General features: G+C 50.8%; 19 protein-coding genes and 1 tRNA gene. 14 read left to right on the top strand and 6 right to left on the bottom strand.

The features are described from left to right. Positions 1–237 precede the first annotated feature (237 nt). Positions 238–1,041 (top strand): 2,5-didehydrogluconate reductase DkgB, encoded by an 804-nt coding sequence (dkgB, locus tag OGY18_RS03720; RefSeq protein ID WP_003830794.1) that lies wholly within the window; start codon positions 238–240, stop codon positions 1,039–1,041. 21 nt (positions 1,042–1,062) lie between these two features. Here the strand turns inward: dkgB and yafC are convergent, their stop codons facing one another. Then, positions 1,063–1,977, bottom strand: coding sequence for a DNA-binding transcriptional regulator YafC (yafC, locus tag OGY18_RS03715; RefSeq protein WP_286551784.1), 915 nt, complete (start codon positions 1,975–1,977; stop codon positions 1,063–1,065). 104 nt (positions 1,978–2,081) lie between these two features. Here yafC and OGY18_RS03710 point away from each other — a divergent pair, with 104 nt between their 5' ends. The 3 genes from OGY18_RS03710 to OGY18_RS03700 all read left to right on the top strand — a co-directional run bounded on the left by OGY18_RS03710 (position 2,082) and on the right by OGY18_RS03700 (position 5,036). Next, a complete protein-coding gene (locus OGY18_RS03710) occupies positions 2,082–3,257 on the top strand; it encodes an MFS transporter (protein ID WP_126319178.1) in 1,176 nt (391 codons plus the stop codon). Positions 3,258–3,388: 131 nt separating this feature from the next. Beyond that, positions 3,389–4,189: an endonuclease/exonuclease/phosphatase family protein gene (locus OGY18_RS03705; RefSeq protein WP_008783770.1), complete on the top strand. Its 801-nt coding sequence runs from the start codon at positions 3,389–3,391 to the stop codon at positions 4,187–4,189. A gap of 76 nt (positions 4,190–4,265) precedes the next feature. Further along, complete coding sequence (locus tag OGY18_RS03700) at positions 4,266–5,036, top strand: class I SAM-dependent methyltransferase (protein ID WP_286551780.1); 771 nt, start codon at positions 4,266–4,268, stop codon at positions 5,034–5,036. 49 nt (positions 5,037–5,085) lie between these two features. On the opposite strand, the gene mltD is transcribed toward OGY18_RS03700, so the two are convergent. Further along, positions 5,086–6,444, bottom strand: a complete 1,359-nt coding sequence (gene mltD, locus OGY18_RS03695) for a murein transglycosylase D (protein ID WP_181509443.1) — start codon at positions 6,442–6,444, stop codon at positions 5,086–5,088. Positions 6,445–6,515: 71 nt separating this feature from the next. Further along, positions 6,516–7,271, bottom strand: coding sequence for a hydroxyacylglutathione hydrolase (gene gloB / locus OGY18_RS03690; protein WP_003830800.1), 756 nt, complete (start codon positions 7,269–7,271; stop codon positions 6,516–6,518). Positions 7,272–7,304: 33 nt separating this feature from the next. On the opposite strand from gloB, the gene OGY18_RS03685 reads away from it, so the two are divergent. After that, on the top strand, positions 7,305–8,027 hold the full coding sequence (locus tag OGY18_RS03685; RefSeq protein WP_126319174.1) for a class I SAM-dependent methyltransferase: 723 nt from the start codon (positions 7,305–7,307) through the stop codon (positions 8,025–8,027). Here OGY18_RS03685 and rnhA read toward each other — a convergent pair. After that, positions 8,024–8,491: a ribonuclease HI gene (gene rnhA, locus OGY18_RS03680; RefSeq protein ID WP_063941989.1), complete on the bottom strand. Its 468-nt coding sequence runs from the start codon at positions 8,489–8,491 to the stop codon at positions 8,024–8,026. The genes OGY18_RS03685 and rnhA overlap by 4 nt on opposite strands. 64 nt (positions 8,492–8,555) lie before the next feature. On the opposite strand from rnhA, the gene dnaQ reads away from it, so the two are divergent. Continuing rightward, a complete protein-coding gene (gene dnaQ, locus OGY18_RS03675; protein WP_095533177.1) occupies positions 8,556–9,284 on the top strand; it encodes a DNA polymerase III subunit epsilon in 729 nt (242 codons plus the stop codon). A 133-nt stretch (positions 9,285–9,417) separates the two neighbouring features. Then, positions 9,418–9,494, top strand: a tRNA-Asp gene (locus OGY18_RS03670). Positions 9,495–9,650: 156 nt separating this feature from the next. Here OGY18_RS03670 and OGY18_RS03665 read toward each other — a convergent pair. Then, a complete protein-coding gene (locus OGY18_RS03665; RefSeq protein ID WP_286551776.1) occupies positions 9,651–10,169 on the bottom strand; it encodes a FidL-like protein in 519 nt (172 codons plus the stop codon). A gap of 1 nt (position 10,170) precedes the next feature. Beyond that, the gene (locus tag OGY18_RS03660) at positions 10,171–10,854 is read right to left on the bottom strand and encodes a winged helix-turn-helix domain-containing protein (protein ID WP_223240930.1); all 684 of its coding nucleotides are present in this window, start codon (positions 10,852–10,854) and stop codon (positions 10,171–10,173) included. 750 nt (positions 10,855–11,604) lie between these two features. On the opposite strand from OGY18_RS03660, the gene OGY18_RS03655 reads away from it, so the two are divergent. The 7 genes from OGY18_RS03655 to OGY18_RS03625 all read left to right on the top strand — a co-directional run bounded on the left by OGY18_RS03655 (position 11,605) and on the right by OGY18_RS03625 (position 18,317). Continuing rightward, positions 11,605–12,153: a fimbrial protein gene (locus OGY18_RS03655; protein WP_286551774.1), complete on the top strand. Its 549-nt coding sequence runs from the start codon at positions 11,605–11,607 to the stop codon at positions 12,151–12,153. Positions 12,154–12,221: 68 nt separating this feature from the next. After that, positions 12,222–12,770: a fimbrial protein gene (locus OGY18_RS03650; RefSeq protein ID WP_003830809.1), complete on the top strand. Its 549-nt coding sequence runs from the start codon at positions 12,222–12,224 to the stop codon at positions 12,768–12,770. A gap of 41 nt (positions 12,771–12,811) precedes the next feature. Further along, entirely contained in the window at positions 12,812–15,283 is a 2,472-nt protein-coding gene (locus OGY18_RS03645) for a fimbria/pilus outer membrane usher protein (RefSeq protein WP_286551769.1), read from the top strand. Between the two features lie 26 nt (positions 15,284–15,309). Continuing rightward, a complete protein-coding gene (locus OGY18_RS03640) occupies positions 15,310–16,086 on the top strand; it encodes a fimbrial biogenesis chaperone (RefSeq protein WP_100247262.1) in 777 nt (258 codons plus the stop codon). Positions 16,087–16,098: 12 nt separating this feature from the next. Further along, positions 16,099–16,704: a fimbrial protein gene (locus tag OGY18_RS03635; RefSeq protein WP_048214874.1), complete on the top strand. Its 606-nt coding sequence runs from the start codon at positions 16,099–16,101 to the stop codon at positions 16,702–16,704. Further along, complete coding sequence (locus tag OGY18_RS03630; RefSeq protein WP_003830813.1) at positions 16,701–17,765, top strand: fimbrial protein; 1,065 nt, start codon at positions 16,701–16,703, stop codon at positions 17,763–17,765. Before OGY18_RS03635 ends, OGY18_RS03630 begins: the two co-directional genes overlap by 4 nt. Positions 17,766–17,774: 9 nt before the next feature. Then, the gene (locus tag OGY18_RS03625; RefSeq protein WP_003830815.1) at positions 17,775–18,317 is read left to right on the top strand and encodes a fimbrial protein; all 543 of its coding nucleotides are present in this window, start codon (positions 17,775–17,777) and stop codon (positions 18,315–18,317) included.

Raw genomic sequence — 18,317 nt, 5'->3', positions numbered from 1 at the left:
CGGTAGTTCAGTTGGTTAGAATACCTGCCTGTCACGCAGGGGGTCGCGGGTTCGAGTCCCGTCCGTTCCGCCACTTATTAAGAGCCCTGAGCTAACGCTCAGGGCTTTTTCTTTGTCTGCAATTTAATTATTGCTGAATCCGCAAAAATCCTCTGCATTTTTCACTCTTTTTCTATAAAGAGCTGAAGCTCATAATCCTCTCAGTTAACGAACATAGTGATTAAAAAGAGGAATTCTATGACTATCCCTGCATTCGGTTTAGGTACTTTCCGCCTGAAAGACGACGTGGTTATCGCTTCTGTTAAAACGGCGCTTGAGCTAGGCTACCGTGCTGTCGACACTGCGCAAATCTATGATAATGAAGCGGCTGTTGGTCAGGCGATTGCCGAAAGCGGCGTACCGCGTAACGAGCTGTATATCACCACCAAGATTTGGATTGAAAATCTCAGCAAAGAAAAACTGATCCCAAGTCTGAAAGAAAGCCTGAAGAAGCTGCGTACAGATTATGTCGATCTGACGCTGATCCACTGGCCATCTCCAGGTGATGCGGTATCTGTTGAGGAATTCATGCAGGCGCTGCTCGAAGCAAAACAGCAGGGGCTGACTCGCGAAATTGGTATCTCAAACTTCACCATTCCGCTGATGGAAAAAGCCATTGCCGCAGTAGGTGCAGAGAACATTGCGACCAATCAGATTGAGCTGTCTCCGTATCTGCAGAGCCGTAAGGTGGTTGACTGGGCGAAAGCACACGGTATCCACATCACCTCTTACATGACGCTGGCTTACGGTAAAGCGCTGAAAGATGAAGTGATTGCGCACATTGCCGCTAAACATAACGCGACCCCGGCGCAGGTTATTCTGGCATGGGCAATGGGGGAAGGTTACTCCGTAATTCCTTCTTCTACCAAACGTGAAAACCTGGCAAGCAACCTGCTGGCGTTGGAACTGCATCTGGATGCCGAAGATAAAAAAGCGATCGCGGCACTGGACTGCAACGATCGTCTGGTCAGCCCGGAAGGCCTGGCCCCTGATTGGGATTAATTGCCTGACCCTCTGTACCCTTTAACCCTCTTTCACAGCTCCTTCGGGAGCTGTTCTTATATATTCACTTAAAAAGTCGATAAATGCCCGAATGCGCGTACTGACGGCACGATCGCTGTAATAAACTGCGCTAAAAGGCATCTCTACCGGCAGACGTTTATCTGCCAATAACTCCATCAGTTCACCCCGCGCGATCTCTTTATCTATCATATAATCTGAAAGACATGCGATGCCGTTGCCATTCAGGCAAAGCTGTTTTAGCGTTTCTCCACTGTTGGAAGAAATTCCGCACTCGACCTCATGCAGCTGTCCGTCGATACAGGCAATCGGCCAGGTATTGAGTGAAACCGGTTCGGAAAACCCCAGACACAGATGCTGGTTTAACTCCTCGACGCTCTCTGGCTTGCCAAAACGGGCAATGTAGTCCGGTGAGGCAATAATCTTACGATAGCTGGTAAATAACGGACGCGCACGTAGACTCGAGTCAGTCAGTGTACCCGCTCGTATAGCAACATCCACTTTTCGTTCAATAAGATTGATGAACGTTTCTGAGGAGACGAGAGACAGCGTCATCTCGGGATACCGCTCCCGGAACGGCTTGATTAGCGGCATCAGGAAATGCAACATCACCGGTGTTGCTGCGTCGATGCGCAGCAGGCCGCGCGGAGTATTACGCGACTCCATGATTTCCGTTTCTGCTGCAGCCATCTCTTGCAGTATCTGCTGCACCCGCCTGAAGTAGCGCTCTCCTTCTTCGGTCAGGCTTAGCTGTCGGGTCGTGCGATTAAGCAAACTGACGCCCAGTTTCATCTCCAGCTTTTTTACTGCCCGGCTGACCGCGGAATTGGCTTGTCCAAGCTGTTCTGCCGCCCGGCTAAAGCTGCCACTTTCCACTACCGCCACAAAAATCGCAAGTTCTTCAGAGGTTGCTTTCATTTTTGCACCTGACGCAAAATTATATTGAGATTTTGAATATTTTTGTCATTAAAACATCCTGGCATACTGCGTGTCATCTGATTACTGATGTTACGGAGTTATTTATGCCTCTCGCTTTATTTGCACTAACAATAAGTGCCTTCGCTATAGGCACTACTGAGTTTGTGATTGTTGGCCTGGTGCCAACCATCGCTCAACAGCTGGCGATCTCGTTACCTTCCGCTGGGATGCTGGTTTCAATCTATGCGCTGGGGGTGGCAATTGGCGCACCGGTACTGACCGCTCTGACCGGACGCCTTCCACGTAAACAGTTACTGGTTGCGCTGATGGTTCTGTTTACAGCGGGGAATTTGCTCGCATGGCAGGCACCCGGGTATATGACACTCATTGTTGCTCGTCTGCTGACTGGGCTGGCACATGGCGTATTCTTCTCGATTGGTTCTACCATCGCGACAAGTCTGGTGCCAAAAGAGAAAGCGGCTTCCGCCATTGCCATTATGTTTGGTGGCTTAACGGTGGCGCTGGTCACCGGCGTGCCGCTGGGAACATTTATCGGTCAGCACTTTGGCTGGCGTGAGACTTTCCTCGCGGTATCAATGTTAGGCGTGATTGCACTGATCAGTAGCCAGTTGTTGATCCCCGCTAACATTCCCGGTCGTGCAGCCGCCAGCATTCGCGACCAGATGAAGGTGCTGACTCATCCCCGTCTGCTGCTGATTTACGCCGTTACGGCACTGGGCTACGGCGGTGTATTCACGGCATTCACCTTCCTGGCACCGATGATGCAGGATCTGGCGGGATTCTCCCCGGCAGCAGTAAGCTGGATCTTATTGGGTTACGGTGTTTCAGTGGCTATCGGTAATATCTGGGGCGGTAAGCTGGCGGATAAACATGGTGCGGTTCCTGCGTTGAAATTCATTTTCGCCGCGCTGTTTGTTCTGCTGATGGTCTTCCAACTGACGGCCTCTACGCAGTACGCCGCGCTGGCTACCATTCTGGTGATGGGGATCTTTGCCTTTGGTAACGTACCGGGATTGCAGGTCTACGTGGTACAGAAAGCTGAGCAATTTACGCCTAATGCTGTAGATGTGGCGTCAGGGTTAAACATTGCGGCGTTTAACATTGGGATTGCACTGGGGTCAGTGATTGGCGGGCAAACGGTCGAGCATTATGGTTTAGCTCAGACGCCGTGGATTGGCGCCCTCATTGTTCTGGTAGCTTTCCTGCTGATGGGGGTCAGCGGTCGTCTTGATAAACCCGTGCGTGTTGCTCTGGGGTAAATCATTGATGTAAGCGCCCACTTACAAAACAAACTGCAATTGTTCGTTGAAAGTGAGTGCTAAAATCCCTATAACAGAAGAACCAGTCCGGCTGCGGACTGGTTGACGTTACAGAGGTTTGAAAGTCTAAAGTGCGAAAAAACACCTATGCCATGCGTTATGTTGCCGGACAACCCGCCGAGCGGATTTTACCGCCGGGGTCGTTTGCGCATATTGGCCAGGCATTACCCGCAGGCGTTCCGTTAAGCAGTGAAGACCGCATTCGCGTGCTGGTATGGAATATTTTTAAACAGCAGCGTGCAGAATGGCAGTCGGTGCTGAAGAATTTTGGCAAAGATGCGCATCTGGTATTATTACAGGAAGCGCAAACCACGCCAGAACTGGTGCAGTTTGCGACCGCTAACTATCTTGCTGCCGATCAGGTTCCTGCCTTTGTGCTGCCTCAGCATCCCTCTGGCGTCATGACGCTCTCTGCTGCTCATCCTGTTTACTGTTGTCCATTGCGCGAGCGTGAGCCTATTTTACGGCTGGCGAAATCGGCTCTGGTAACGGTGTATCCGCTGCCTGACTCTCGATTATTAATGGTGGTGAATATCCACGCGGTTAACTTTAGCCTCGGCGTCGATGTTTATAGTAAGCAGTTACTTCCCATTGGCGATCAGATTGCTCATCACAGCGGCCCGGTTATTATGGCTGGCGATTTCAATGCCTGGAGCCGTCGACGGATGAATGCGCTATACCGCTTTGCGCGTGAAATGTCGCTGCGCCAGGTACGTTTTACTGACGATCAGCGCCGACGCGCGTTTGGTCGCCCTCTCGATTTTGTGTTCTATCGTGGTCTGAACGTGAGTGAAGCCTCTGTGCTGGTCACCCGTGCATCCGATCACAACCCGCTACTCGTTGAATTCAGTCCCGGCAAACCTGAACAATAACGGTGTGTCAGGTCTGCCGTAGGGCAGGCCTGTGATGGTTGCCCTTCCTATTTCACAACAACCGAAGGACAACACAATGACAACACGCTCTCACCATGACAACGTCGAAAAACAGTTTGGCTCTCAGGCTAATGCCTATTTAACCAGTGCGGTGCACGCCTCTGGCCGTGACTTGCAGCGTCTGAGGGAAAGGTTATCGGCATTTCCGCAGGCCCGTGTGTTGGATATGGGATGTGGAGCGGGGCATGCCAGCTTTGTAGCCGCGCAACACGTAAAGCAGGTTGTGGCTTATGATTTATCGTCGCAGATGCTTGAGGTGGTCGCTGAGGCGGCAAAAGACAGAGGCCTGGAGAATGTCGCCACACGCCAGGGTTATGCCGAAAGTCTGCCATTTGAAGATAGCGAATTTGACGTGGTAATTAGCCGCTATTCTGCGCACCACTGGCATGATGTCGGACGCGCGCTGCGGGAAGTGAACCGCGTTCTGAAGCCCGGTGGTGTATTGATTGTGATGGATGTGATGTCGCCAGGCCACCCAGTACGTGATATCTGGTTGCAAACCGTGGAGGCGTTACGCGATACCTCACACGTACGCAACTATTCCAGCGGAGAGTGGTTGTCGTTAATCAATGACGCCAATCTGATTGCCGATACCTTGTTAACCGATCGTCTGGTGCTGGAATTCAGTTCGTGGGTGGCGCGGATGCGCACGCCTGCAGCGTTGATCGACGCGATTCGTGCATACCAACAAAGTGCTTCTGCACAAGTGAAAGACTACTTTGCGTTACAGGAAGATGGCTCGTTTACCAGCGACACGATAATGGTTGAGGCACATAAAGCGGGATAAATAAAAAAGGCACTGGGGGGAAACCAGTGCCTTCATTTCTACAATGCTATCAGGAGTCCGGCATGCCGTTGTTTTTTACAAACAACGTTAGCTGATCGCCTGGCTGTAGATTGTTCGTATCGCTGTTCCAGCGCATCACATCCTTGATGTTAACCCCGTGACGTTTGGCAATGCTCGAGAGCGAGTCGCCTTTACGTACACGATAGGTGATGCTATCGCTGTTGTTCGCCAGACGCTGTGCGCTGGTACCTGCGCCCACCGTCAGATTCTGGCCCACTTTCAGCGACGACCCGCGCAGATTATTCCACTGCTTAAGGTCATTGACGCTCACGCCAAGACGTGAAGCGACGCCAGAAAGCGTATCGCCAGAGCGAACTTTGTAGCTACGACTGTTCAGCGGCGTGTTATCCGCGACCAGCGTTGACTGCACGGCTGCAATTTCGCCTGAAGCCAGAGACTCACGCAGCTTCTCTGCATGCTTCTTTGGAACCATTACATATTGCGGGCCGCTGGCACCCAACGTGGAGCCTTTCACGCCTGCATTGAAGGTCTTCAGCTTGCTGACGGAAATACCCGCCATATCGGCAACCTGAGCCATCTCAACCGGGCTACTTAGGCGAACACGTGCCAACGCGCGGCTTTCGTCTGTTGTTGGCAGACGCACGCCATAGCGTTTGCTGTTTTTGAGTATATCGCTCAATGCCAGCATTTTGGGCACGTATAGCTTCGTTTCCTGAGGCAATGGTAACGACCAGAAGTCAGTGGGTTTACCACGAGCTTTGTTCGTTTTGATTGCCTTCATGACACGACCTTCACCGCTATTATAAGCAGCAACGGTCAGCAGCCAGTCGCCATCAAACATCTTGTTCAGACGCTGCATCATGTCCAGCGCGGCGGTGGTGGAAGCCACAACGTCGCGACGTGCATCATAACTGCGGGTCTGTTTTAAACCATAATTGCGCCCCGTGCTCGGAATGATCTGCCAAATACCTGCGGCATTGGCGCCAGACGTTGCGTGAGGATCAAAAGCGCTCTCCACTATGGGTAGTAGTACCAGTTCCATTGGCATGTTACGTTTCTTAACCTGCCCGGCTATCCAGTACATATACGGCTCTGCCCGTAAAGTTACATCGTGGAGATAGCTCTTATTACGTAAATACTTCTGTTTCTGTTCGCGAATCCGGTTGTTTTCCGGAATTCCCATCTTTAGCTCGTCACCAATGAAAGCCCACAAATCTTGATCAGCAGCGATAGATGTTCCGTCGTCCATCCATCGCGCCTGACTTGTAAACTTTCCTGCTTCCCCTTGACCAGCTGCAGAAAGGCTCTGTGCGTGTTGTTGGACGTTACCAGTATTCTGGCACCCAACAAGCAGGACAGAGGCGAGTAATATCGCTTTTGCCTTCATGTGTGTGTCAATAGTTGCTTAAAAGACGACCGATCATAACGGCGAAGTTTTCAAAAGGCAACCCGGAATTGTCAGAACGTATCTTTCTTTGACCTTAACCAGGCAAAACGCTCTTCAGGTTGTTGCAATATTGTTTCTTTGTTTATTTCATTAATTAAATCAATATCTTCTGTTCTCAAAAAAAGATTATTTCGCCGCTCATTTTTCAGAATTACGGGTAGTGTCATTTGTTTTTTTACGCGTAACTCATTAACTTTACGATAATATTCATTTATGAACGAATCGTGCGGGAGAATGCTTAAGGCAAACTTCATGTTTGCTAATGTGTACTCATGTGCACAACAAATTAATGTATCGTCAGGAAGTTCGTTTATTTTTTTAAGTGATTGATACATTTGAGTTGCTGTGCCTTCGAAAAGTCGACCACAACCGCCAGAAAAGAGCGTGTCACCACAAAATAAGTAAGGATGGCTAAAGTAACAGATATGTCCTAAAGTGTGACCCGGAGTAGCAATTACCCTAAATTCATGCCCCAAAACGAGTGCAATATCGCCATCTTCGACTATGTGTGTCGTTCCCTTATCTTGCGTTTCAGCCGGTCCGTATACCACTATTTGTGGGTAATGTTGCAGGAGTTCTTTCACACCGCCCACGTGATCCTGATGATGGTGGGTTAGCAGGATGGCTTCCGGCACCCAGTTATGCTCTGCAATGGCTTTCAAAACAGGAGCCGCCTCACCCGGGTCCACAATCAGACAATGCTGGTCATTATTTGACAGGACCCAGATGTAATTGTCCTGAAATGCAGGAATACTGTTAAGATTCATATATTACCTCTCAATGCGTAACGGAAGGTTGTGATGAAACCGGCAAGGATCCCTCAAACTGTCGTAGCGCCCGTTAGCTGGGATGATTTGCCCTGGGGCGAACACTATCGTGAGGCGCTGGAGCATCAGCTTAACCCGTGGTTTGCAAAAATGTACGGTTTTCATCTGCTTAAGGTTGGTAATTTAAGCGCAGAAATCGATTCTGAAGCGTGCGCGGTTTCTCATCAGGTAAATGTTTCTTTGCAGGGATCTCCCATGCAGGTGACGGCCGATCCTTTGCATCTTCCCTTTGCCGATAAGTCCGTGGATGTCTGTTTATTGGCCCATACGTTACCGTGGTGCTCTGATCCGCATCGCCTACTGCGTGAAGCCGATCGCGTGTTGATTGATGACGGCTGGTTGATTCTGAGCGGCTTTAACCCGGTAAGCTTGATGGGATTGCGTAAACTGATACCCGTATTGCGCAAGACATCGCCCTATAACAGTCGGATGTTTACCCTCATGCGTCAACTGGACTGGCTATCATTACTGAATTTTGAAGTGCTGCACTATAGTCGTTTTCATGTTCTGCCCTGGAACAAGAAGGGCGGGAAAATGTTAAGCGCCCATATCCCCGCGCTGGGCTGTTTACAGCTGGTGGTTGCGCGCAAGCGAACCATTCCGCTTACGCTCAACCCGATGAAACAAAATAAAAGCAAAACGCCTATCCGTCATGCCGTTGGCGCGACCCGGCAATACCGTAAACCGGACGCTTAAGCCTCAGCCTGATACCCAATATCATCCTGAGTCGGGCTCATGGCCGCGGTGCGCGCAAGCTCATCGCAGCGTTCGTTTTCCGGATGGCCCGCATGGCCTTTAACCCATTCCCATTTGATTTGATGCGGCCCCAGCGCGGCATCGAGACGTTTCCACAGATCGACGTTCTTTACCGGTTTTTTATCTGCTGTTTTCCAGCCGCGCTTCTTCCAGTTGTGAATCCACTGCGTAATGCCCTGGCGCACATATTGGCTGTCCGTGCTGAGTATCACTTCACACTGTTCTTTCAGGGCTTCCAGCGCAACGATTGCCGCCATCAGCTCCATGCGATTATTAGTGGTGAGGTTGTAGCCCTCGCTAAAGGTTTTTTCGCGCCCACGATAACGTAAAATCGCCCCATAACCACCAGGCCCTGGATTTCCCAGGCAAGAACCATCGGTGAAAATTTCTACCTGTTTAAGCATCTCTGGTAGACTTCCTGTTTTAGCAAATCGAAATCAAACGATAAGTCTGACATAAATGACCGTTATGAGCACTGGAATTACACGACAGATCGTCCTCGATACCGAAACTACCGGTATGAACCAGATTGGCGCCCACTATGAAGGCCACAAGATCATTGAGATCGGTGCGGTTGAAGTGGTGAACCGCCGCCTGACCGGCAATAACTTCCATGTTTACCTGAAGCCGGACCGGCTGGTGGACCCGGAAGCGTTCGGCGTACATGGAATCGCAGACGAATTCCTGCTCGATAAACCTACGTTTGCCGATGTAGCCGACGAGTTTCTCGACTACATTCGCGGCGCGGAGCTGGTCATTCATAACGCATCGTTCGATATCGGCTTTATGGATTACGAATTCGCGAAGCTCAAGCGTGATATTCCGAAGACGAATGAATTTTGCAAAATAACCGATAGCCTGGCGCTGGCGAGGAAAATGTTTCCTGGCAAGCGAAACAGCCTTGATGCGTTATGCTCGCGCTATGAGATAGACAACAGTAAACGAACTCTGCACGGCGCATTGCTCGATGCCCAGATTCTGGCCGACGTTTATCTGATGATGACCGGCGGGCAGACCACGATGGCGTTCTCAATGGAAGGCGACAGCCAGCAGCAGAATGACACGGGGATCCAGCGTATTGTGCGACAGTCCAGTAAACTACGCGTTGTTTTCGCCACTGATGAAGAGTTAGCGGCCCATGAGTCACGCCTTGACCTGGTGCAGAAGAAAGGCGGAAGTTGCCTCTGGCGGGCATAGTTTGTACGTTTACCGTATGAAAATGGCCATTCGGGTGATTTTTGCAGCAAACGATTAAAAACGTGAGAAAAAGCGTTGACGAGGCGCGAGGCAATCCGTAATATTCGCTTCGTTCCCAAGCGGAACACAACGCGGAGTGGTAGTTCAGTTGGTTAGAATACCTGCCTGTCACGCAGGGGGTCGCGGGTTCGAGTCCCGTCCATTCCGCCACTATTCAGAAAGCCTGAATCAGAAATGATTCAGGCTTTCGTCGTTTTAGCCCGCCAAAAATAATAATCTCATTATCACGCTTTATCGACCGCGCCCGAGCTTTCGGGTGGGCAACACATCAGGTCATCCTTAACCCGACGCACATCCAGAAGGCGATTAACTTGCGAAGTGATTCATCACGCAGGCGAAGCGGGGTGAAAAGTTATCGCCAATAAGTACCGTTTCCTCATTCAGGTGCTTTAGCATATACAGTTTGTCGGCACGTTCGTAAGCATCGAAGAAGAGATAGTCGACAGCGTCCGTTGCATCATCATCGGGGGATTTTTCTCGCCCATCGGGAGTGAGCATAAAAACGCCTGCGGTATGGCCGAGTGGACGGGCATAGCGAAAGAACAGTTTTCGGTTAACAGCGAACTCGCCGTCGTCACTTTTGAGTTTCCCCTGGACTGACAATGTAAGGTGTCCGGAGTTGTAGCTGGTTATCAGCATTATTCCGTGGAGTTCCTTTTTTGTATTCTGGATGTCGAGTATCGACGTGAATTCCGAGGAGCAGGAAAAACTGATTTCTTGTTTTTTCGCATTCCCGGCGATAATAAAAAAAGCGATAGCCGCTAGCCCAAAAATGGCAATCACGACTGACCATAGTAAAGGAGAGTGATCGCTTTCCTGCTTCATATCATTCCTCATGATGGCGATACTGGCTGATGCAATGGTAATAGCCGAGGTTTAGCCCGCATTCAGCGGCAAACGACCACTCAACCAGATTATGGTTGCTCGCCCAGGTATTGAGATACAGATCTTTTGGGTACGAACAGTTGGGGTTAATACCCACGGACTTGAAAATATCCAGCGCTTTTTTTTCGGTTATGGTGTCGGTGAGGGCGTTTCCTAATATATGCACACGGCATTGCTCGTAGTCGATAGTCCGCAGGATCGCCGCGTCCGTCATCGCGATTTCATTGGGTATCCATGTTAACCACGCTGTCGCCAGCACGGCGATGCCGGTAATTAACGTTGTTATCGTGACAGGCCACAGGTTTCGTTTCTTTTCCCTGGGCGTCAATGCAACATTGACTATTCTGGTGGGCGCTTGCGATTCCTCCAGTTGCTGAATATTGATACTGGCGTCGCTCATCCGAAATCCTATTCGCGGAATAGTGACGATCAGTTCTGCAGGATGGCCCGTAGACGTTATTGCTTTGCGCAGAAATGAAATGTGCTGATTGAGATTAGCATCCGTCGCTCTGGCGCCATTATGCTGGAAAACATTCTGCAGAATTTCATCGCGCGAGGATATCTCTTTACCATTTTGCAACAGATAGAGCAGTAATTGTGTTGCCACATTATTCAATGTGGCCATTTCACCAGATGCCAGGTCTTTTAGGGTATTTTTATGTGGTCTGAAAACTAAGCCATCACCAATAATTACGGATTTAATTTTGTTTATTGGTATATGAGAAATCACTGATGTCTCCTTTAAAGCAGGATATCTCGCATTCGAGTGGGGGAAGCAATAGCATAACATAATTCATTTATAAAAAATGATTGTACCATAGATCACTTTATTAATATTTATATAACAATCTCTTAATATATCTAATAGAATCCTCCAATCTCCTTCCTCTCTTTCACTATCTTATTGTCATTACTCGATTTTGATGCCCAATTTCATTTTTACAAAACATTCATAAATACATTTTGCCTGTTCTTCTGGCTAAATAAAAAAATAGTTGATAGATAAAAACTCTATAAAAACTATAAATGATAGACATTAACACTGGTATTGGCGTGTTTTTTGGCTGTTTTTTAGGTAAACGATCGCTCTACAGACAGTGTTACAACACGATTCCCTGAGTTTGATTAATACCAGATTTTTGCATTGTGTCATTTTTTCGTCGACTTAATATAAGCCCCGAAACAGCGTAAACAACTGTGGACGGTATTTCTGATGGAATACCAATGAAGTTCAAAATACGGGGTGGCTTGAGATGGATTGTTTGCAAGGAAATGCACTTCCGCCACCTGCAGATCAGGGTTTCCCTTGCATAAATTGTCTGTGGAAATAGATCGTCGGAATAACCAAAAAACAGATATAAGGTTAAGTAGTAATATGAAAATGAAAAACGTGGCTGTGGCTTGTGCGCTGATGGCGGGAATGACTTTTACTGCATCTTCTGCTTTCGCTGCAAAAAATGTTGAACCGACTAACGGTAAAATTCACTTCACTGGTTCTCTGGTTAATTCCGCATGCGGTCTGGCCCCAGAATCCAGCCCGGTGCAGGTTAATTTTGGTGAGATCCCAACTTCTCTGTTAAAAGACAACCAACGTGCTGGTGTTAAGCATGCCAAAATCGTTCTGCAGGGCTGCGATACAACTGTTGCGAAAACCGCCACAGTAACCTACACCCCGGCAACGATTGATACCGACAACAATGCGCTGGCTGCATTTACCTCGGGTACAGCAAAGGGCGCGGGCATCGGTATGATTGACAGTGGTAACCAGGACGTGAAATGGGGCGAAGCCGCATCTCAGGTCAACATTACCGATGGCGAAACCGACATTGATTTCGTTGCTTATCTGCAGGCCAACAACGCATCCGCAGCAGTAACCCCGGGTGACTTCGAATCTACCGTTAATTTCCAGATCGATTATCAGTAACGATCTGCTGCGGGCGCAATTATGCGCCTGCTTAACCCTTCCGCGAATAACTGAAAGGAAATGCGGTGATGCCTGGATGGCGTATTTTACTGCTTTTTATCTTCATATCGCCTGCATGGGTTTTGGCTGACACCCATCGTCTTGTCAGTACGCCCGGCAAAATGCGCATGCGGGGAAATATTATTGAGGCTGCCTGTTATGTCGATCCACACGACCGGTCGCTGCTGGTTGAATTTGATGACCTCTCAGCCAGAGATATTTCCGGAAAACCTGAAAAAGTATCTGCGCATGATTTCAGCATTCATTTGCTGGGATGTTCATTAGGGGATTCTCAACACCCCGGGAATCTGTTCCAACGCGCCAATATTACCTTTTCCGGCGCACCGGATAGTGACAATCCTGATTATCTGAGCGTGCAATCGGAAACTGAAAATTTAGCGATAGAAATATATGACGGCAGAGGCAAGCAAATTCATTTGGGTGAGCCATCACCGGATTATGCGCTTAACCCAGGGAAAAACACGCTCAATTTTACGGCTTATTTGATCTCCCGCGACGGAAGAATGACGTCTGGTGAATTTACTGCAGTCACGCATTTTGTTGTGAATTATCTCTGAGCTGCACAGCAATTCGGGTATCTGAAGGTTTGCGAACGAAAATGATCACGCTGAAAACAGATAAAAAACGTCTGGCGCTTTTAATTGCTCTGGTCTGTGCCTCTTCATGGGCTGAAGCGGATGAGTCTATTGAATTTAATACTGACGTCCTGGATGCCAGTGACAGACAAAATGTCGATTTACAGCGTTTTTCCGAAGGCAACTTTGTGACTCCCGGAGAATATCTACTGGATGTTCGTATTAACAGCCAGGAGATCCCTCAGCAGTCGATCCGTTATATCGTTGATCCTGCCAACGCGCATAAATCCATGGCGTGCCTGACGCCGCAACAGCTCGAATTACTGGCGCTCAAAGAAGAGGCGCTGACCTATATTCATCCGATTAGCGCGACCTGCTATGACATTTCCCGCCTGCCGGGTGTGGTGCTGAATAATAGCGCAGGCGTACTGGACATTACCGTGCCACAGGCATGGATGAAATATACCGATCCAGACTGGACGCCGCCGGAGCGCTGGGATAACGGCGTCGCGGGACTGATTTTCGACTACAGCGTTTCGGGCCAGGCCACACATTACGAACAAGGTGGCGATCATTACCGCTCACTGTCTGGTTATGGACAGACGGGCTTTAACCTCGGCGCGTGGCGCTTTCGTGGCCAGTATCAGGCCAATTATGCTTCGGATGAAAATCGTGGGCGTATCGACTGGGATCAGATCTATGCCTATCGCCCGTTACCGATGCAGGCTGCAAAACTGACGGTCGGTGAAATATATCTGAATTCCCAGGTGTTTGATTCAGTGCGATTTACGGGGGCTAACCTCGCCAGCGACGAGCGCATGCTACCACCGAATTTGCAGGGCTACGCGCCCGAAGTGCACGGCATCGCCCGCAGTAATGCGAAGGTCACCGTCAGTCAGCAGGGGCGTGTTATCTATCAAACCACTGTTCCAGCGGGGCCATTTAATATTCAGGATCTACATGGCTCGGTACGCGGCACGCTGGATGTTCGCGTCGAAGAGCAGGATGGCAGCGTACAAACCTTTCAGGTCAATACGGCCGATATCCCTTACCTGACGCGCCCGGGCTATGTTCGTTACAACGCCGCTGTCGGTAAGCCATCGCGTTATAACCACGACGTCCAGGGACCTGCATTTTATAGCGGTGATTTTTCATGGGGGGTCAGCAATGCGTGGTCACTGTACGGTGGCGCGTTGCTCACTGGCAATCGCTATAACGCCTGGTCGATGGGGATTGGGCGGGATTTGAGCTGGTTGGGCGCGCTGTCGGCTGACGCGACGCAATCCGTGAGCCGGGTGAAGCATCAGGCTGAACAAAAAGGGGTGTCCTTTAAGCTCAGCTATGCCAAAACCTTTGATGAATACAACAGCGCCATCACCTTTGCCGGTTACCGTTTTTCACAGCGTAACTTCCGCACCTTCTCGCAGTTCCTCGACGAGCAGTATGAAAATAACAACAGCGCCGGTAACGAAAAAGAGATGTACACCATCACCGGTAACAAGACCTTTTTTGCCGACGACCCGCAATTAGCGACCACGCTGTACCTGACCTATACCCACCAGAATTACTGGGATCGTGGCTCTCAGGATCGTTACGGGGTGTCGATGGGGCACAGCTTTTCGTTCGCAGGCATTCAGGGGATCAGCGCTAACCTTGCTGCTTACCGCTCTGAGTATCAGGGCAAACGGGACGACAGCCTTTCGCTGTCCATTTCGGTGCCATGGAGCGATGGCCGCTCAATGGATTATGAAGTGCAAAACAGCGGCAGCCAGACCAGTCAGATGGTTTCGTATTCCGATAACCGCGACCGTAACAATCCATGGCGACTGCGCGCAGGGGTTTCCGGTGAAGGGCACACCGCGTTTGATGGCTACTACAAGCATCGCAGCATGATGGCGGAACTGGAATCTAACGTCAGCTGGCAGCAATCACGCTATTTCTCCGTTGGTGGCACGATGCGCGGCGGCTTTACCGCAACGCGTCATGGCGCGGCGCTACACAACAGCCAGGCGTCGATGAATACCGCCAGGGTGATGGTTGATACCGACGGTGTGGCGAATGTACCGCTGAACGGCGAACAGGCGCACTCAAACCGCTTCGGTATTGCCGTCGTACCGGACGTCGTCAGCTATCACAGCTTTGATACCCGTATCGATGTGGACGCAATGGACGAGGACATTTCCGCGACCAAAGCCATTGTCACCAACACCCTGACGGAAGGCGCGATTGGTTATCAGCGCTTCGCCGTGGCGCAGGGGCAAAAAATGATGGCGCTGCTGCGCCTGAAAGATGGTTCGGTACCGCCGTTTGGTGCCGAAGTGTTTAACGCCAACGGTGTTAGCGTCGCCATGGTGATGGAAAACGGCATGGCCTGGATTGCGGGTGTGAATCCAGCCGAGCGTCTTTCTGTTGCCTGGGGCGGTCGCGCGCAGTGTCACTTACAGGTGCCTCAACAAATCAACCCGGAAGGTAACGTGCTGTTGCCTTGTGAATAATATCAATAACCTGAATGAATTTTGTCATGAAAAATCAAGCATTTTACTCCGTGCAGCGTTGGCTCAAACCCGTGGTCTGCGGTCTGCTTTTTATTGCAGAGATCAACGCCTCATGGGCGGGTATTGCACTTGACCGTACCCGTCTGATCATCACCGGTGATGCGCGATCTGTCAGCGCGAACTTAACCAACACCAGTCCAAGCATTCCGTTTCTGGCTCAGTCGTGGGTGGAAGACGCCAATGGAACAAAAATTACCTCGCCGTTGATGGTTTTACCGCCGCTGCAGCGGATTAACGGCGGGCAAAAGGGCATTGCGCGTGTGACAAAAACCAGCGGTATTAACGCTCTGCCGCAGGATCGCGAAAGTCTGTTCTACCTGAATGTGCGTGAAATTCCGCCCAAGCCGGATAAGCCGAACGTGCTGCAACTGGCGATGCAGTCACGCATCAAACTGTTCTACCGTCCGACCGCCATCGTGCCGGAAACACCGGGCGCCGTGTGGCAAAACCAACTGGTCTTTCATAAGCAGGGGCAGCGCTGGAGTGTGGATAACCCTACGCCGTACTTCGTTACCTTAATCGGTTTAAGCCGCAAGCCTGAAGCGCAGGGCGGCGACAGGCTGACTGACTTCCCTGGGATTATGGTTTCACCAAAGTCCTCTCTCGATTTCAGCGTGGCCGACGGCAGCGTTAGCCAGTTCAGCATGATGTATGTGAACGATTTTGGCGGTCATCCCGAATTGAAATTCAGCTGCACAGGCAATGTGTGTAAAGCATTGCCGATGGAGCAACAGCCCCGGTAACAGGATTCGTAAATGAAAAAGATGCTTTGCGCTCTGCTGATGGCGGGCATGGCCTGCTCGGTTCAGGCCACAAGCGGTCGCCAGGATATGAGCAATGTGTCCGGCGAGTATGGCAACGTCCGCTTTCATGGGCGAGTGTTCGTTTCGCCGTGCGTGCTGGATATGGCCTCCCGCGATCAGACTATCGATCTTGGTGATATTTCCGCCAGCCGTTTTCGCCAGGGCGGCGATCGCAGCGATCCGGTATTGGTCACGCTGTATCTGAACGGCTGTTTAAAGGGCTCCGGTCATACCTTAAGGGATTTCCCCGGGCAGACCAGTGAGATGCCGGAGCTGGCGCATAGCACGGTGGAACGTGGCGTTTCGATGACCCTAATGGCTGAAGGCGCGCCGGAAAACAGCGATTTGGGGCGCATTCGCGGCGATGTGCGTGGTGCAGGCATTCGGCTACTGACCGAACGCAACCAGTTGATCCACCTGAACCAACCGCAACGCATGTGGATCCTCAAACCGGGCGATAACGCCATTCATTTTCTTGCCGCGCTGGAATCTTTTGGGAGAGAGGTGACCGCCGGAGAATTTAACGGTCTGGTCAGACTCAAGCTGGAGTATCTATGAGCGTATTACGTAAAACGCTGTTGTGGGTGGTGCTGGCAGGCTGTCCGATAGCCGGGCAGGCATTTACACAGGGAGAAGGTGAGCCGGAAGGTGGGTCGCCGCATCAGTACGATATTGAACTGAGCTCGCTGGATGTCAGCAAAAACCACGTGGGTGGCAGAACGGAGCCGTTCCCATGGAATCTGGGTGGCTGGTATGTGGTGAATTTCTATTGCGAACAGGCTGACATCTCCCGAGCACCAATTTACTACACCACCACAACCACGATGCCGCCTTCAAATCAGGGGGCGAACCGTTTTCGGCTAAACGAGTATCTGGATGTGGAAGTTCAGGTGTGGGTTGCCGGGGGCTATAAAAAATATGTGCAGGCGCCTTTTACCAACGTTTCAAACCGCAACAGCAACAACAGCTGTAAAAAGCGTAAGGGCTACACGCGAGCGACTAACGTTGAAAGTGGTTCAAAAGGGAAAGTGACGTTTATTGTCACTAAACCCATTATCAATGGCATCAATATCACTTCCCAGTCGCTGGTGGAGGTGGCCGGGCGCATGGGAAGCGCGGGACCTACGCCAACCACGGCGATTTCTCGCGTGGTGATTAAATCCGGGCTGATTACCGTCCCGGACAAATGCACCTTCAACCGGGGAGACAAAATCAGCATTGAGTTTGGCGATTTGCCTGGATCCGCTGCCCGGCTCAACGGCACTAACTACAGCAAGTCAGTCCCTATACATGTGGTCTGTGAAGGCGGGAGTTTCGATCAGGGCGCGCTGAACATTAATCTTGGTATACAAACGACCACGGCGTCAGGTACGGCGGGGTTTAACGGTAATCTCCTTGGCACGCTGAGCGGCGGACAAAAGCGCGACGATCTCGGCATTATGCTTAAAGACGAAAGTGGTGGCACCGTCGTGCCTAATCAATTCTACAACGTGAAGGGGTTTTACCAGAATCAGGGCGACTGGAATCTCACCGCTGCGCCGGTGGCAAAGCCGGGCGTGGGAAGCGTGAAGGAAGGTGAATTTGAAGCCTCTGCTACCGTTGTCGCGCAGTTTCAGTAGGGGGATGTCATGAGATTCTCGGCGTTATTCGCGACCAGTATGTTACTGCTAGGTGGCATGGCGCAGGCCGACACCAAACTGGTCGGCGGCGACATGTATTTTCACGGCACCATCAGAGCGCTGGCCTGCAGCCTTGCACCGGGAGGCGACAAAATCGAGGTCGATTTCAAGCAAATCGCGACACAGGATCTCTATCTCTCGGGGCGCAGTAAGCCGGAAAAATTCAGCATCCAGTTACGCGACTGCAACCCTGAGGTTTTCCGTGGGATCTCGGTTACCTTCAGCGGTCGTGAGGATGCGGAGCTGACCGATCATCTGGCGCTGGATAGCAGTGAACAAGGCGGCGCGTCAGGGATCGGGATTGGGATGAGCGAAGAGGACGGTACGGCAATCCGCCTTGATGAGAGCACGTCAGTCAAAGAGATAACAGAAGGTTCGATGACGCTGAATTTCTTGGCGTGGGTCGCAGCGGAGCCATCGGCGATAAAAAATCAGTCTCTCGAATACGGTCCGTTCAGCGCCAGCGGGACCTGGACGTTGAACTACCAGTAG

It is taken from the genome of Citrobacter sp. Cpo142 (assembly GCF_030332425.1).
In the GTDB taxonomy this organism is placed as follows: Bacteria; Pseudomonadota; Gammaproteobacteria; order Enterobacterales; family Enterobacteriaceae; genus Citrobacter; species Citrobacter portucalensis.
This window is presented reverse-complemented; position numbering and strand designations above follow the sequence as displayed.

What these genes read in the sequence shown, in the direction of transcription:
- dkgB (WP_003830794.1), top strand. Translation starts at nt 238, where the DNA reads ATGACTATCCCTGCATTCGGTTTAGGTACTTTCCGCCTGAAAGACGAC.
- yafC (WP_286551784.1), bottom strand. Translation starts at nt 1,977, where the DNA reads ATGAAAGCAACCTCTGAAGAACTTGCGATTTTTGTGGCGGTAGTGGAA.
- OGY18_RS03710 (WP_126319178.1), top strand. Translation starts at nt 2,082, where the DNA reads ATGCCTCTCGCTTTATTTGCACTAACAATAAGTGCCTTCGCTATAGGC.
- OGY18_RS03700 (WP_286551780.1), top strand. Translation starts at nt 4,266, where the DNA reads ATGACAACACGCTCTCACCATGACAACGTCGAAAAACAGTTTGGCTCT.
- mltD (WP_181509443.1), bottom strand. Translation starts at nt 6,444, where the DNA reads ATGAAGGCAAAAGCGATATTACTCGCCTCTGTCCTGCTTGTTGGGTGC.
- gloB (WP_003830800.1), bottom strand. Translation starts at nt 7,271, where the DNA reads ATGAATCTTAACAGTATTCCTGCATTTCAGGACAATTACATCTGGGTC.
- OGY18_RS03685 (WP_126319174.1), top strand. Translation starts at nt 7,305, where the DNA reads ATGAAACCGGCAAGGATCCCTCAAACTGTCGTAGCGCCCGTTAGCTGG.
- rnhA (WP_063941989.1), bottom strand. Translation starts at nt 8,491, where the DNA reads ATGCTTAAACAGGTAGAAATTTTCACCGATGGTTCTTGCCTGGGAAAT.
- dnaQ (WP_095533177.1), top strand. Translation starts at nt 8,556, where the DNA reads ATGAGCACTGGAATTACACGACAGATCGTCCTCGATACCGAAACTACC.
- OGY18_RS03665 (WP_286551776.1), bottom strand. Translation starts at nt 10,169, where the DNA reads ATGAAGCAGGAAAGCGATCACTCTCCTTTACTATGGTCAGTCGTGATT.
- OGY18_RS03660 (WP_223240930.1), bottom strand. Translation starts at nt 10,854, where the DNA reads ATGGCCACATTGAATAATGTGGCAACACAATTACTGCTCTATCTGTTG.
- OGY18_RS03655 (WP_286551774.1), top strand. Translation starts at nt 11,605, where the DNA reads ATGAAAATGAAAAACGTGGCTGTGGCTTGTGCGCTGATGGCGGGAATG.
- OGY18_RS03650 (WP_003830809.1), top strand. Translation starts at nt 12,222, where the DNA reads ATGCCTGGATGGCGTATTTTACTGCTTTTTATCTTCATATCGCCTGCA.
- OGY18_RS03645 (WP_286551769.1), top strand. Translation starts at nt 12,812, where the DNA reads ATGATCACGCTGAAAACAGATAAAAAACGTCTGGCGCTTTTAATTGCT.
- OGY18_RS03640 (WP_100247262.1), top strand. Translation starts at nt 15,310, where the DNA reads ATGAAAAATCAAGCATTTTACTCCGTGCAGCGTTGGCTCAAACCCGTG.
- OGY18_RS03635 (WP_048214874.1), top strand. Translation starts at nt 16,099, where the DNA reads ATGAAAAAGATGCTTTGCGCTCTGCTGATGGCGGGCATGGCCTGCTCG.
- OGY18_RS03630 (WP_003830813.1), top strand. Translation starts at nt 16,701, where the DNA reads ATGAGCGTATTACGTAAAACGCTGTTGTGGGTGGTGCTGGCAGGCTGT.
- OGY18_RS03625 (WP_003830815.1), top strand. Translation starts at nt 17,775, where the DNA reads ATGAGATTCTCGGCGTTATTCGCGACCAGTATGTTACTGCTAGGTGGC.